The sequence below is a fragment of the Acidomonas methanolica genome (assembly GCF_004346035.1).
GTDB classification, from domain to species: domain Bacteria; phylum Pseudomonadota; class Alphaproteobacteria; order Acetobacterales; family Acetobacteraceae; genus Acidomonas; species Acidomonas methanolica.
Window position 1 is genome coordinate 1 of sequence record NZ_SLZN01000004.1, and the last position, 14369, is coordinate 14369.

Below are 14369 nucleotides of genomic sequence, written 5' to 3' on the forward strand. Positions count from 1 at the left end.
ACCATGTTCGGAAGAGCAGGCTTCGAACTCCTCAGGGCGCGTGTCCTTCAGCCCGCATAATCAAAAAACATCATCACGAAAAGTGCGGAAGAACCGTGCTGAGGTCGATCAGGGACTGGTCGCTTCATCGAAGAAATATTTCGTCCGTTTTTCGTTGCGGGTCGAGGATGTCGTTCCAGGCGAGCCTGACCGCCTGGTCCATGCCCATGATTATGATCCTACTGGTCGGATTGTCTTGATCCAGCTTCCGGTAGGTACGCTGGGTGACGTGCTGGCGTGGTTTCCCTATGCGGCGAAATTCGCACGGGTCCATCCGGCGCGGGTTGTTTGTGTTTTGTCGGAAGTATTCATTCCGCTTTTTCAGAACGCTTATCCAGACATCACTTTTCGCACGCGTCAGCAGGCTGAAGCGGAAGGATTGCCCCGACGGGCCTATGCCAGTTACCGGCTGGGCTTATTTTTCAACGATACGGCTTGCGATCATCAGCCGACGGATTTTCGTTTCGTCGGTCTACACAAAACGGCGGCCTATATCCTTGGCGTCTCGCAGGACGAAGAACGTCCGCGATTGGTATTTGACGACGAGAGCCGTCCCATCGAGGAGCCTTATGTCTGCATTGCGGCGCAGGCGTCGTCGCAGTGCAAATATTGGAACAACCCGCATGGCTGGCGGGATGTTGTGGCCTTTCTCAAAGGGCGCGGCTACCGGGTGATCTGTATTGACAGGGAGGCGGTGTACGGCAGCGGGATCGTCTGGAATTACATGCCCTGGGGCGTGGAAGACCAGACAGGCAACCGCCCGCTGGCCGAGCGGGCGCGGTGGCTGAAGCACGCCGAGTTCTTCATCGGAGCAAGCTCGGGTCTGGCATGGCTGGCCTGGGCGGCCGGATGCCCGGTGGTGATGATCTCCGGCTTCACACACCCCACCAACGAGTTCCACACGCCGTGGCGGATCATCAACTGGCACACTTGCAATTCGTGCTGGAACGACCCGACGCACCAGTTTGATCATAAGGATTTTCTCTGGTGCCCGCGTCATGCTGGAACGTCACGGCAGTTCGAATGCTCGCGCCTCATCGCCAGCGAGCAAGTCACCCGAATGGTCGAAACCCTCATTCGGGTCAAAGCGGCGGAAGTCGCATCATAACTCATCAAACATCGCTCAGGCGGGAGAATAAGAGATGACGACGACACTTAATGGCGCGTGGAGTGCGGTGAGCACTGCGAGCGGGACTGTCTATGAGAGCGGTTCTGCGGTTGTTAACGGGCCTGTGGCTCTCGCGAACGGGGCGACTCTCAGCGTGATGTCGGGTGCGACGGCTTCCGGCGTCAACACGATTTCTGGCGGGGTTGCCACGGTCATTGTCAGCGGCGGCGGCGAGCTTCTGAGCTCCTATATCCAGAACGGCTATGTTTACGTCAGGTCCGGCGGCCTCACAAGCGGGAATCAGTTCAACTCCGACCCGACCTATATTTACTCCGGTGCGAGCTCTGTTGACGATACGTATTTCAACAGCGGATATGATGATAATGACACCTTTGTTTACAGTGGCGGGACGCTCAACGACGCGACCGTAACTTCCGGCGGCTATGCGGGCGTGCTGCTTGGGGCCTCTGCGGCAGATATTGCCGTTTCCTCGGGAGGTTCCGCAGTCCTGGCGTCTGGTACGACGTCCGGCTATACGGCCTATACGGGTGGAAATGTCACTTCGGGGACGTCGGTTTATTCAGGCCTCGTTCTTCCCACGGCAGATGGCTCGGCGGTTCAGAACACAGTGCCGGTGCTCGGCGGGGTATGGAGCGCGGTGAGCACGGCGAGCGGGACTGTCTATGAGAGCGGCTCTACGGTTGTTAACGGGCCTGTGGCTCTCGGGGCCGCGATTCTTGACGTGATGTCGGGGGCGACGGCTTCGGGCGTCAACACGATTTCTGGCGGGGGTGCCACGGTTGTCGTCAGCAGCGGCGGCGAGCTTCTGAACTCCTATATCCAGAACGGCGCTGTTTACGTCAGCTCCGGCGGTCTCACGAGCGGGAATCAGCTCAACTCCGATCCAACCTATATTTCCGCCGGTGCGAGCTCTGTTGACGATACGTATTTCAACAGCGGCTACGGAACCGATCTCACCTATGTTTACAGTGGCGGGTCGCTCAACGACGCCACCATATCTTCTGGCGGCTATGCCTACGCTTATTCCGGGGCCGCCGTCGCGGATATTGCCGTTTCCTCGGGAGGTTCCGCAGTCCTGGCGTCTGGTACAACGTCCGGTTATACGGCCTATACGGGTGGAAATGTCACTTCGGGGACGTCGGTTTATTCAGGCCTCGTTCTTCCCACGGCAGATGGCTCGGCGGTTCAGAACACAGTGCCGGTGCTCGGCGGGGTATGGAGCGCGGTGAGCACGGCGAGCGGGACTGTCTATGAGAGCGGCTCTACGGTTGTTAACGGGCCTGTGGCTCTCGGGGCCGCGATTCTTGACGTGATGTCGGGGGCGACGGCTTCGGGCGTCAACACGATTTCTGGCGGGGGTGCCACGGTTGTCGTCAGCGGCGGCGGCGAGCTTCTGAACTCCTATATCCAGAACGGCATTGTTTACGTCAGCTCCGGCGGTCTCATCAGCGGGAATCAGCTCAACTCTGACCCGACCTATATTTATTCCGGTGCGAGTTCTGTTGACGATACGTATTTCAACAGCGGATATGGGAATGATGCCACCTATGTTTACAGTGGCGGGACGCTCAACGATGCGACCGTAACTTCCGGCGCGCTCGCCTATGTCTATGCCGGCGCCTCGGCCTCGAATGTTGCCGTTTCCTCGGGAAGCTACGCCTATATCAATGCCCAATATGGCAATGGCTCGGGAGGCTCCCTGACGCTGCCCAGTTCGGCGACGACACTTAAGGGCATATGGAGCGCGGTGAGCACGGCGAGCGGAACCGTCTATGAGAGCGGTTCTGCGGTTGTTAACGGGCCTGTGACTCTCGCTTACGGGGCGACTCTTGACGTGATGTCGGGAGCGACAGCTTCCGGCGTCAATACGATTTCCGGGGGGATTGCCACGGTCGTCGTCAGCAGCGGCGGCGAGCTTCTGAGCTCCTATATCCAGAACGGCTATGTCAGCGTCAATTCCGGCGGCCTCACCAGCGGGAATCAGTTCAACTCCGATCCAACCTATATTTCCGCCGGTGCGAGCTCTGTTGACGATTCATATTTCAACAGCGGCTACGGAACCGACGCCGCCTATGTTTCTAGTGGCGGGACAATCGTAAACCCCTATATCTCTTCCGGCGGCTATGCGGAGGTGCAGTCTGGGGGCACCGTTTCCAGCCCGACCGTGACGCCGGGCGGTATTCTGACGATTGACGCAGGTGGGGCTTTGGAGGTCTGCTTTCTTCCTGGGACGTTGATTCGGACGCCTGTTGGTGAAGAAGCGGTGGAGAATCTCCGGATCGGGGACGAGGTATCGGTTCATGACTACCGGGCTGGCCGTGCGCTCAGCCGCAAGGTGACATGGATCGGGAACCAGAAGGCCGCGATCCGTCCGGGTCTTTCGGATGACGAGGCTGGGTATCCGGTCCGTATTCTGAAGGATGCGATCGGCGAAGGCGTGCCCTTCAAGGACCTGCTGATTACGCCGGAACATTGCCTCTTCTTCGAGGGGCGGTTTGTTCCGGCGCGGATGCTGGTGAACGGACGGTCGATCTTCTATGACAGATCCATCACGTCCTACACTTATTACCACATCGAGACCGAGCCTCATTCGGTGATCTGGGCGGACGGAACGCTGACCGAGAGCTATCTCGACACGGGGAACCGCAAGAACTTCGGCCAGCATGGCGTGGTGGCGACGCTTTCAGGGGTCGTTGCGAAGAACTGGACGGAAGATGCCGGGGCGGCTCTGGAAGTCAGCCGGGATTTTGTCGAGCCGGTTTTCCGGGCGATCGAAGTGCGGGCTGTTGAAGCCGGGCTGAAGAGCCGCGCCGTCGCGCCTGCGCTGACGGAAGAGTCGGACCTGCATCTGGTGACGGATAAGGGCCAACTCATTCGCTTGGTTCGAGAGAGCGAAGGGCATGTCACGTTCATGATCCCGGCGGGTGTGGAGAGCGTCCGGATCGTCTCGCGTGCCAGCCGTCCGAGCGATGTGATCGGCCCGTTCGTGGATGATCGGCGTCTGTTCGGCGTGGCGATCGGGGAAGTGCTGCTTTATGAGGGCGGCAGCCTTCGTGACATCACGGCGCATCTGACGGACGGCGAACTGCAGGGCTGGCAGGCGCTGGAATGGGCGGATACGCGCTGGACTGCCGGCGACGCCCTTCTTCCGCTGGGTGAGCGGCGTGCCAACGCGATAGCGCTCCTGATCCTGCAGATCAAAGCGGCTGGACCGTATGTGGTCGCGGATCACAAGGACCAGGCCGCCTGTGCGATCTGAGAGGGGTGGAGGGTTCGAAAAAAAACAATGACTTGGAGCATGGTGCGATGGGTTGATCCAATGGCGCCATGCTCCAAGCGCTATTGGAAACAGGCTTCGACCGCCTCGTCCATCGTCGCCCCGAGAATCAGGGTGCGTCCGAGCGCCAGCGCGCGGCGGCGCGCTTCGGCCTCGGCGACGCGATCGGGCGTCAGGGCATAATCCGCGACCTGCGCATAGCCGATGGTGCGGCGGATGAGTTCCAGCCCCGCGAAACCGGCGCTGTCGCGGCGGATGGCCCTGAGGGTGGCGGCCTGGGCGCTGCGGCGGGACTCGGGGGACAACAGTGCGCCGACATCGCCCGCTTGCGGATTCTCGTCCCAGAGATCGCGGTAGAGATGCTCCAGACTGCGCCAGAAGAGCGCGATCTCGTCCTGCATCCACTCGCGCCGTTCGGGCCGGGCGCAGGCATGGAGAAGCAGATTGCCGAGATAGAGTCCGCAATCGAAGCCGATCGGCCCCATCAGCGCGAACTCGCCGTCGATGACGCGGACATCGTCGCCATGGACCATGACCGAGCCGGTGTGCAGATCGCCATGCAGCAGCGCCTGCGGGCAGCACAGGAAGCGCTCCTGCAACCGCGAGACGGCGTCGCGCAGCGTGCTGTCGGACTGGAGGGCGGCAACGGTTTCGTCGAGGTCCGGGGACAGCGGGCGATTGCGCGGGCAATCGGGCACGCAGGGGTCCGTCAGCACGAGATCGACGGTGATGCGCGTCAGCGTGGTGTTGCGGGCGAAGCGGGCGACATTCTTCATCACCGCTTCGAAAGGGCGTCCGCGCCATGAGGTATGGAAGGCCGTGCGCCCGACATATTCGCCGATGCGGGCGGAAAAGCCCGCCGCCGCCGTGCCGTCCGCCAGCGCGGTGCGCAGGACGCGATGATGGGTGAGGCCCTCCATCACCAGCAGATGCAGCTCCGCGTCGAACGCGTGGAATTCCGGCATCAGATGGCCGACGAACGGCGAGACGGCGCGCATGTAGCGCGCCTCGAAATCCGTGCGGTCGAGCGGCATCTTCCAGTCCGGATCGACACGGACATGGGGCAGGGACTGCTTGCAGCAGAGCGCGCCGGTCGGCCCCTCGACCAGAAAGACGGTATTCAGGTTGCCGTCGCTGACCTCGCGCAGAACCCAGTCGGCGGGTGCGCCGCCGAGGCGCGCGGCGAGCGTGTTCCGCGCGCCGAGACAGGCGCGCAGGGCTTCGGCGTCGAGAGGGCGATAGGAGGTCATGGGCAGAGGGCTTCGATCATGGCGCGTGTGGTGGGAAGGAGATCGCCGCCGGAAAATGCGTCGCGGGAGGGGGGAAGGAGGATCAGGCGATCGTATTCGTCATTGCCGCGATCGCGCCAGCCCTTCTCGATCATGGCGAAGGAAAGCGGCGTGCGGATCGGCATGGCGACGTCCACGATATGGGTGCCGGGATGCGCACAGGCGAGGAACGGCGCGCCGATGGCGGCATCCGCCGGGTCGAGCCCGAGTTCCTCCCATAGTTCGGCGGCAAGCTGGGCGCGGAGATCGACCGGACCGTCACCCGCCCGGGACTCGACCGTTCCTGCCGGAACGCCCTGCCAGCACCCGGGGAGGTAGAGCGCATGGGCGGAGCGCCGACCGATGACGACGCCGTCCGGCGTGAACAGAAGTCCGGTCACGGCGAGCGGGCACAGGGCAAGCGCATCGAACAGGGCGGGATCGCGCATCTGGGCGAGGCTGAGGCAATATTCCGCCCAGTAGCCGTCGATCCGCTCCGGCGCGATCGTCGTCGCACAGAAGACCCGGCCATTATACAGGCGCGGATGCTGTTCGAGCGCCTCGGCCCAGAGCGCGGCGACGCGGGATTCGACGGCCGCATTCGGCGGTAGCGGCGGCGCGCGGGTCGTGACGACGAGATCGGCCTGAAGGGGAGTGACGCGCCAGTCTTCGGGGCCGGGCGGACGCTTCGCCGTCATGCGGACAAACTCAGCCGGACGCGGCGAAAGAGGTCTTCGCGGCCGATCGCGCGGCTTTGCTTAACGCGCCCGACTTCCCGTTTCATCCTTGGCAGTTTCATGTCCACGAGCGGAGTCCATTTTCACAGTCATAATGACAGTGTCGCGCGACAGGCGCCAGCCGGTCGAAGTCCCGCTGCTGCGCTCCCAAAGTGAAACCGGGGCTCGACCAGAAGACCGATGAGACGCACCGCCGGAAGAAAGCGGGTCTCACCTGCGTGCGGGGGATAGCTGCCCGCCCGGCCTGCTCGTAAAGTGTCCCGTCATGCGTCTGTTTTCCTGCCCCTCCTGTGGTCTGACCGTCTTTTTCGAGAACCGGCACTGCACGCGCTGCGGCATGCGCCTCGGCTATGCGGCGGGGGAAGACAGGGTCGTGGCTCTTGTGGAGGGGGACGGGCCGGTCTGCACGGATGTGGAGCGCGGGGCGCAGTATCGCTTCTGCGCCAATGCGGCCTATGACGCGTGCAACTGGGTCGTTCCGGCGGAAAGTACGGCGCGGTTCTGTCTCGCCTGTCGCCATAACCGCACCGTGCCGACGCTGGACGATCCGGCGAATCTGGCGCGCTGGCAGGTGCTGGAGGAGGCCAAGCACCGCCTGATCTATACGCTGTTGCGGCTGGGCCTGCCGATGGCGGACCGGCGCGAAAGGCCGCTGGACGGGCTGGTTTTCGACTTTCTCGCGGATTTGCCGGATGGTGAGCGGGTGATGACGGGCCATGCGGACGGTGTCGTCACGATCGCGCTGCGCGAGGCGGATGATGTCGAGCGCGAGCGGATGCGGGTCGGAATGGGCGAATATTATCGCACCGTGCTCGGGCATTTCCGTCATGAGACCGGGCATTATTTCTGGGACGTGCTCGTGCGCGACGGCGGGATGCTTGACGACTTCCGCGCCCTGTTCGGCGACGAGCGGGCGGAGTACGGCGCGGCGCTGCGGCGGCATTACGAGGTCGGGCCGCCATACGACTGGCAGGAACGTCATGTCTCCGCCTATGCCACCATGCATCCCTGGGAGGATTTCGCGGAAAGCTGGGCGCATTATCTCCACATGGTCGATACGCTCGAGACCGGTGCCAGCTACGGGCTGTCCACGGCCCCTCATGTGGTGGAACCGCAGGCGCTCAGCGCGGTGCTGGATTTCGATCCCTTCGGCGGCGCGCCGTTCGAGAAACTGTCCGGAGCCTGGCTGGCGATGACTTCGCTGCTCAACAGCCTCAACCGCGCGATGGGCGTGCGTGAGGTCTATCCCTTCGTGCTGACGGCGCCGGTTCTGGGAAAAATGGCCTTCATCCATCGGTTGGTGGGGATGAACCGGCGGCGATGACAGCGGCCCAGGGCTCCGTCAGTTTCGGCTTTCGCCGAGGGAGAATTCGACCGGCACGGTGAGCATGACGGGATCGCCCGCCACGGAATCGGGCGGGGCGGGCAGAGGATCGGCGCGCCGGACCAGCTCCAGCGTCTCCCGGTCCAGCGTCTCGTAGCCGGAACTGCTTTCCAGACTGGCGGAGAGGACATGCCCGGCCCGGTTCATGGCGAAATGCAGCATCGCCGTGCCCTGCTCATGATCCGCCTGAGCGGCGGCGGGATAACGCTTGAAGCGTTCCAGCCGCGCGAGCAGGGCGTCTTGCCACCGCGCCGGTGTAGAGGAGGCGTGTGAGGAGGGCGAGCCGTCGGCAGGGGCGGCGGGATGAGTCGCCGAAACGCTTTCGGCGGAGGGCGGGGCCGTCGTTTCCGTCGCCGGATTCAGCGTCTTGGGGCTTGGCGTCTCCAGCCCCGCCATTTCCGCGCCGGGCCTTCTCGGGACATGTGTTTTCGGCTGGGGAGCAGGTTTCGCCGACTTTCGCGGTTCGGCCCGTTTCTCGATCTTCGCTACCGGCACGGGCGGCAGCGGCACGGGAGACGGCGGTGCGGTGAGTTCCTGTGACGGAGGCGTCGGAGCGGGCGCGGACGCGGCTTGCGCGACGTCATGTTGCGGGCCGACCCTGAGATCCGGTCGCATCGGCTGGGCCGCGACTGGCTCCGGCGCGAGATCGACGGCGATCGCGGCCGGGATTGCCGTCGGCGCGGGCGGAGCGGGAAAGTGGGTGGCCATCCACACCAGCCCGCCTCCTGCCGCCCCGACGGCCAGAAAGGAGCTGCTCCATCGCAGCACGTCCTCGCGCCGCCGCAGGCGCGCGGCGTGACTCCGCCACTGCGCGAAGCCGGACGATGAGGCGTGCCGCGCCGCTGCCTGCCTCATGGCGGCGCGTCCGGAGCCGGAGCGGCGCTCCCTTCCGCCTCACCTTGCAGATTGACCAGCGCGATCCTGAGATAGCCCGCCGCGCGGAGCCTATCCATCACGCCCATCAGCGCGCCGTATTCGACGGTCTTGTCGGCGCGCAGGAAGATGCGCTCGTCCCTGTTCCCCTTGGTCGCGACAGCCAGCGCCGAGGCCAGGCCGCCCATCGTCACATCGTCCTCGCCCAGCGCCAGGGAGTGATCGGCCTTCACCGTCAGGAACACCGGATCGTCCGCGGCGCGGCGCGGGCTTTTCCGTCGACGAGGGCAGGTCCACCGGCACGTTGACCGTGGTCAGCGGGGCTGTGACCATGAAGATCACCAGCAGCACCAGCATCACGTCGATGAACGGCGTGACGTTGATCTCGCTGGCCTCGTGCGGCGTCTCGTCGGCATGGCGCAGGCGGATCATGGAAGTTGGTCCTCCGGGCGATCTACTCGGCCAGCAGCGCGCGCGTGCCGAAGCGCACCACCTGCCCGCCGGGGCTCAGCATCTGCGCGCGGGCGAGGTCGCGTGACAGCAGACGCATGACGCCGGTGGTGAGATCGGCCACCTGCGCCCGGCAGGCCGCGGATTGTCGGACAAGATGGTTGTAGATCACGACCGCCGGAATCGCCGCCACCAGCCCGAGCGCCGTGGCAAGCAGCGCCTCGGCGATGCCCGGCGCGACAACGGCGAGGCTGGTGGCCTTGGCCGCCGCAATGCCGGTGAAGCTCGTCATGACGCCCCAGACCGTGCCGAACAGCCCGACGAAGGGCGCGGTCGCGCCGATCGTCGCCAGCAGTCCCGTGCCGCGCATGAGCCTGCGCCCTTCGGCCGCCTCCAGCCGCTCCAGATGAAGAATGATTCGCTCCTTCACCCCGTCCCGATCGTCCGGGATGTCCTGCGAATGGGTCCGCTCATCCGTGGCGGCCGCGATGAACAGCCCTGTCAGCCCGTCCTGGCCCCGGAGCCGTTCCGATGCCAGATGAAGCGAGGAGGCCTCGGCAAGGATGTGCTCCTCCGCGCGGAGACGGCGTTTGAGGCGAAAGAATTCCACGGATTTCGCAAGAAAGACCGTCCAGCTCATCGCGGAGGCAAGGACGAGCAGGATCATCACCGTCCGGACGACCGGGCCGGTATTGAGAAACATCTCCCAGGGAGAAGACGACATGAACGATCTCCAGGGTCGTGCAGCCGCGCCGACAGGGGAGGTCATGTGATGTGGAGCGTGGCGGGCCTGTTCCGCCATATGACGTATGGTGTCAGAATTTGCAACTGAGAATCGTTATTATTTTTTGGCGGTGTCCGGCAGGGCGAGGCGGATCGAGACGGGGCAATGATCGGAGAGATGCGCGCGGTCCTCGGATGACGCGTCACGATAGATCATGACCCGCAGACTGTCCGGGATGCGCCATGCACGGGCAGCGTTGCCGAGGAGGAGGTGATCGATGAAATAACTGCCGCCCCAGCAGGGGGTGGCATATCCCGAGGTGACGAGATCCAGCGGCGCCTCGGCGGTCATTTCGCGCCAGAACGGGTCGTTGACGGTCAGGCGGCGATTGAAATCGCCAAGCAACGCGAAAGGAACTCCTTCGTCCTGCCGCTGGAGAATCCAGTCGTCGAGCACGGCGATCTGGCGGCGCAGAATGGGGCAGGAATGGCCGCGATCGCCGGGCGGATTGTCCCAGCAGCCGGTCTTGAGATGCACGACGAGCAGGCGGAGCGTGGTTGCGCCGTCATGCAGCGTCACGTCCAGCCCGCCGCGCAGATGGTGCGGGGCGGCGGGGTCGGACACGTCGAGCGCGCGGAGTTCGGGGTTGATCTCGACCGCGAGCGATGTGCGGATCGCCAGCCCGACGCGCTGCGGGACGGGATCGTCCGTCAGGATGATCCTGTAGCGGTCGGGCGGGAAGATCCGCCGGGCGGCCTCGGGCGAATCGACCTCCTGAAGGGCGACGATATCGGCGTCCAGACGGGCGGCGTAAGAGGCGAGGCGGCGGTAATCCGCCGGGCTGCGGCGGATGACGTCGGGCGGGATGGCGGGATCGCCCGGGGGGCGGTCAGTCAGCCAGTCCAGGTTCCATGTGGCGAGCTTGAGCGTATGCGCCGCGGCATGGAAGGGCGCGAGGGCAAGAAACGCCGCCGCGAGCCGTGCCCTGAACCGGGTCGGCGTGTCAGGCGAGCGACGCGCGGAGGGAAGCCAGCGCCTCGCCCACGCTCTGGGTCTTGCGCGTCTGATCGTCGAGCACGATGACCTTGCCGTTGGCGATGTCATAGAACCATCCTGAGAGCGCCAGCTTGCCTTGCGCGATCGCTCCGGCCACGGCGGGGTGAGTGCGCAGATGGGTCAACTGGAGGAAGATGTTCTGCTCCGCCAGAGCCCGGATGGTGGCGGGACCGGCATCCTCGGCCTTCAGGGCGATGGCGGCGGCGCGGGCGGCCTGCGCCGAGCCGAGCCAGCGGCGGACCGTGGGCATGTGCTGGAATTTCGTGTCGTCGTCGATATGCATCAGCGCGTTCATCGCGCCGCAATTCGAGTGGCCGCAGACGACGACGTTGCGGACCCCGAGCGCCAGCACCGCATATTCGATGGCCGAGGACACGCCCCCGAGCATCTCGCCATAGGGCGGCACGATGTTGCCCACGTTGCGGACGATGAAAAGCTCGCCAGGCTCGGTCTGGGTGATGAGGCTCGGGTCGATCCGGCTGTCCGAACAGGTGATGAACAGGGTCTTGGGGAACTGGCTCTCCGCCAGGCTCTCGAAGAGTTCCTGATGCGTGGGGTAGATTTCCCTGTCGAATTTCTGAACGCCTTCGAGCAGTTCGATCATGCTTTCGTTTGGATCGGGTGCCATGCCTGCGCTCCGGGGAGGTCTGAAACGATTAAAATATGTTTTACGTTGTGAATCCTGAAAAGTTCACGGGAAAATTGAATATGCCGTCAAGCGGCCAGCCGGGCGCGGAGCATGTCAAACACGGCCGCCGCATCTGCGTTCGGGCCGCCCGCCTGCGCCATGTCCGGTCGGCCGCCGCCGCCCTTGCCGCCCATGACCTCGCTGGCAGCGCGGACGAGATCGACCGCGCTGAAACGGTCCGTCAGATCCGGCGTGACGGCGATCACCACGCTGCCCTTGCTTTCGGCGCTGGAGACGAGTGCGACCACGCCGGAGCCGATCTGCCTGGCGATCGCCTCGGCCATCGCCTTGAGCTCGCGCGGGGCGACCTCGCCGAGATCCCTCGGCGCGAAGGTGATGCCGTTGACGGATTCAGTGCCCACCGTGCCGTCGCCTGTTGCAAGGCGGCGCTGGAGGTCGGAGACCTGCTTTTCGAGCGTGCGGCGTTCCTCGATCAGCGCGGCGAGACGATCCGGCGCTTCGGCGGGTGTACTCTTGAGCAGGGCGGCCATGCGGTTGAGGCGGTCATCCGCCTCTTTCGTCACCCTGTCCGCCGCGAGTCCGCACACGGCCTCGATCCGGCGCACGCCCGCCGAAACGCCGCTTTCCGCAACGATGCGGAAAGGGCCGATCTCGCCGGTGCGGGCGACATGGGTGCCGCCGCACAGCTCGATCGAATAGGCGGCGCGGCCTTCCTCGCCGCCGCCCATCGCCACCACGCGCACCTCGTCGCCGTATTTCTCGCCGAACAGGGCCATGGCGCCCTCCGCGACCGCTTTTTCCGGCGTCATGATGCGGGTTTCGACGGCGGTGTTCTCGCGGATGCGCGCATTCACCTCGGCCTCGACCGTGGAGAGTTCCTCCGCCGTGATCGGGCGGGGCTGGGACACGTCGAAGCGCAGGCGGTCCGGCGCGTTCAGGCTGCCTTTCTGCGCGACATGGGTGCCGAGATGTCGGCGCAGCGCTTCATGTAGCAGATGGGTGGCGGAGTGATGTCCGCGCACGGCCTGACGGCGCGTATGGTCGATTTCCGCCGTGACCGCGAGGCCGGGGCGGAGCGTGCCTTCCTCGACCGTGCCGTAATGCACGAAGAGATCGCCGTTGCGCTTCTGCGTGTCGGTGATGCGGACGCGCAGGCCGGGCGCGGTGAGCGCGCCGTGATCGCCGACCTGGCCGCCGCTCTCGGCGTAGAACGGCGTCTGGTTGAGCAGGATGGCGACCTCCTGCCCAGGGCTGGCGCTGTCGAGCATGGTGTTGCCATGGGCGATGAGGAGGATCTCGCCGTCGCTCTTCTCGGTGGAATAGCCGAGGAATTCCGTGGGCCCGAAGCGGTCACGCGCGTCGAACCAGACGGTTTCCGCCGCCGCGTCGCCGGACCCGGTCCAGGCGGCGCGGGCGCGGCGGCGCTGCTCACCCATGGCGGCGTCGAACCCCGCCACATCGACCGTCCGGCCCTGTTCGCGCAGCGCGTCCTGTGTGAGATCGAGCGGGAAGCCGAATGTGTCATACAGCTTGAACGCGATCTCGCCGGCAAGCGCCTGCCCGTCGCCGAGCCTGCCGGTTTCCTCGGCCAGCAGATGCATGCCGCGGTCGAGCAGGGCGGTGAAGCGCTCTTCCTCGCCGCGCATGGTTTCGGCGATCAGGGCCTGATGCTGGACCAGCTCCGGATAGGCCGCGCCCATCTTGCCGATCAGGGCGGGGAGCAGCTTGTAGAAGACTGGCTCGCGCGCGCCGAGGCGCTGGAGATGGCGCATGGCGCGGCGCATGATGCGGCGCAGCACATAGCCGCGCCCGTCCTTCGCCGGCATCACGCCGTCGGCGATCAGGAAGGCGGTGGAGCGCAGATGGTCCGCCACCACGCGGTGGCTGGCGCGCAACTCGCCGTCGCAATCCGTGTTCAGCAGGGAACCGGTCGCCTCGACGAGGGTGCGCAGCGTGTCTGTATCGTAGACGTCCTGCTTGCCCTGCATGACGGCGGCGAAGCGTTCCAGCCCCATGCCGGTATCGATCGAGGGGCGGGGGAGCGGCGTGCGCGTGCCCGGCGGGTCCTCGAAGAACTGCATGAAGACGAGGTTCCAGATTTCGACGAAGCGGTCTCCGTCCTCCTCCGGCGAGCCGGGCGGTCCGCCCCAGATATGAGGGCCGTGATCGAAGAAGATCTCGGAGCAAGGGCCGCACGGGCCGGTATCGCCCATGCGCCAGAAATTGTCGGCGGTCGGGATGCGAATGATCTTTTCGTCCGGCAGACCGGCGATCCTGCGCCAGAGGGCGGCGGCGTCTTCGTCCTCCGCATAGACGGTGGCGAGCAGCTTCTCCTTCGGGATGGCGAAATCGCGCGTCAGGAGAGTCCAGGCGAATTCGATCGCCTCGGCCTTGAAGTAATCGCCGAAGGAGAAATTGCCCAGCATTTCGAAAAAGGTCAGGTGGCGCGCGGTATAGCCGACATTGTCGAGATCATTATGCTTGCCGCCCGCGCGAACGACCTTCTGGGCGGTGGTGGCGCGGCTGTAGGGGCGCGTTTCCTGGCCGGTGAAGACGTTCTTGAACGGCACCATGCCCGCATTGGTGAAGAGCAGGGTGGGATCGTTCTGCGGCACGAGCGACGCCGAGGGAACGATGCGGTGCCCGTTCTTCTCGAAATAGCGCAGGAAGGTCGAGCGCAGATCGTTGCTGCCGGCGGGAATTGGGTGCGAGGTCGTATCGGTCATGGAGGCGTGATGGTTCCGGAACACGGGAGTTCCGCCTTCCTAGAGCATCGCGCGGGT

General features: G+C 64.8%; 10 protein-coding genes and 1 pseudogene. 3 read left to right on the top strand and 8 right to left on the bottom strand.

Annotated features, from left to right (window positions below; translation table 11 throughout):
- Both EDC31_RS04485 and EDC31_RS04490 read left to right on the top strand, forming a co-directional pair.
- The coding region (locus EDC31_RS04485) for an autotransporter strand-loop-strand O-heptosyltransferase (RefSeq protein ID WP_132126929.1) at positions 1-1147 on the top strand (1147 nt) is incomplete at its 5' end.
- Positions 1148-1181: 34 nt separating this feature from the next.
- A complete protein-coding gene (locus EDC31_RS04490) occupies positions 1182-4427 on the top strand; it encodes a Hint domain-containing protein (RefSeq protein WP_132126930.1) in 3246 nt (1081 codons plus the stop codon).
- Positions 4428-4507: 80 nt separating this feature from the next.
- Here EDC31_RS04490 and mtnK read toward each other — a convergent pair whose 3' ends face one another.
- Positions 4508-5695 carry an S-methyl-5-thioribose kinase gene (mtnK, locus tag EDC31_RS04495; RefSeq protein WP_042062066.1) on the bottom strand — a complete coding sequence of 396 codons (1188 nt, stop codon included), beginning with the start codon at positions 5693-5695 and terminating at the stop codon, positions 4508-4510.
- Entirely contained in the window at positions 5692-6411 is a 720-nt protein-coding gene (locus tag EDC31_RS04500) for an NUDIX hydrolase (protein ID WP_042062064.1), read from the bottom strand. Before EDC31_RS04500 ends, mtnK begins: the two co-directional genes overlap by 4 nt.
- A gap of 304 nt (positions 6412-6715) precedes the next feature.
- Here EDC31_RS04500 and EDC31_RS04505 point away from each other — a divergent pair, with 304 nt between their 5' ends.
- Positions 6716-7774 carry a zinc-binding metallopeptidase family protein gene (locus tag EDC31_RS04505; protein ID WP_042062061.1) on the top strand — a complete coding sequence of 353 codons (1059 nt, stop codon included), beginning with the start codon at positions 6716-6718 and terminating at the stop codon, positions 7772-7774.
- Between the two features lie 18 nt (positions 7775-7792).
- Here EDC31_RS04505 and EDC31_RS04510 read toward each other — a convergent pair whose 3' ends face one another.
- The 6 genes and pseudogenes from EDC31_RS04510 to alaS all read right to left on the bottom strand — a co-directional run bounded on the left by EDC31_RS04510 (position 7793) and on the right by alaS (position 14312).
- A complete protein-coding gene (locus EDC31_RS04510; RefSeq protein WP_042062060.1) occupies positions 7793-8689 on the bottom strand; it encodes an energy transducer TonB in 897 nt (298 codons plus the stop codon).
- Positions 8686-9139, bottom strand: a pseudogene (gene exbD / locus EDC31_RS04515) (TonB system transport protein ExbD). The gene EDC31_RS04510 and the pseudogene exbD overlap by 4 nt, the downstream one beginning before the upstream one ends.
- A 22-nt stretch (positions 9140-9161) precedes the next feature.
- On the bottom strand, positions 9162-9881 hold the full coding sequence (gene exbB, locus EDC31_RS04520) for a tonB-system energizer ExbB (RefSeq protein WP_052512629.1): 720 nt from the start codon (positions 9879-9881) through the stop codon (positions 9162-9164).
- A 117-nt stretch (positions 9882-9998) separates the two neighbouring features.
- Positions 9999-10985, bottom strand: a complete 987-nt coding sequence (locus tag EDC31_RS04525; protein ID WP_081797924.1) for an endonuclease/exonuclease/phosphatase family protein — start codon at positions 10983-10985, stop codon at positions 9999-10001.
- The gene (locus tag EDC31_RS04530; RefSeq protein ID WP_042062056.1) at positions 10885-11565 is read right to left on the bottom strand and encodes a carbonic anhydrase; all 681 of its coding nucleotides are present in this window, start codon (positions 11563-11565) and stop codon (positions 10885-10887) included. The genes EDC31_RS04525 and EDC31_RS04530 overlap by 101 nt, the downstream gene beginning before the upstream one ends.
- Positions 11566-11651: 86 nt before the next feature.
- Entirely contained in the window at positions 11652-14312 is a 2661-nt protein-coding gene (gene alaS / locus EDC31_RS04535) for an alanine--tRNA ligase (protein WP_042062085.1), read from the bottom strand.
- Between the last annotated feature and the right edge of the window lie 57 nt (positions 14313-14369).

Excerpts from the sequence above, each read along its gene's own strand:
- EDC31_RS04510 (WP_042062060.1), bottom strand. The coding sequence starts at position 8,689 with ATGAGGCAGGCAGCGGCGCGGCACGCCTCATCGTCCGGCTTCGCGCAG.
- mtnK (WP_042062066.1), bottom strand. The coding sequence starts at position 5,695 with ATGACCTCCTATCGCCCTCTCGACGCCGAAGCCCTGCGCGCCTGTCTC.
- EDC31_RS04505 (WP_042062061.1), top strand. The coding sequence starts at position 6,716 with ATGCGTCTGTTTTCCTGCCCCTCCTGTGGTCTGACCGTCTTTTTCGAG.
- alaS (WP_042062085.1), bottom strand. The coding sequence starts at position 14,312 with ATGACCGATACGACCTCGCACCCAATTCCCGCCGGCAGCAACGATCTG.
- EDC31_RS04490 (WP_132126930.1), top strand. The coding sequence starts at position 1,182 with ATGACGACGACACTTAATGGCGCGTGGAGTGCGGTGAGCACTGCGAGC.
- EDC31_RS04500 (WP_042062064.1), bottom strand. The coding sequence starts at position 6,411 with ATGACGGCGAAGCGTCCGCCCGGCCCCGAAGACTGGCGCGTCACTCCC.
- EDC31_RS04530 (WP_042062056.1), bottom strand. The coding sequence starts at position 11,565 with ATGGCACCCGATCCAAACGAAAGCATGATCGAACTGCTCGAAGGCGTT.
- exbB (WP_052512629.1), bottom strand. The coding sequence starts at position 9,881 with ATGTCGTCTTCTCCCTGGGAGATGTTTCTCAATACCGGCCCGGTCGTC.
- EDC31_RS04525 (WP_081797924.1), bottom strand. The coding sequence starts at position 10,985 with ATGACATCGCCAACGGCAAGGTCATCGTGCTCGACGATCAGACGCGCA.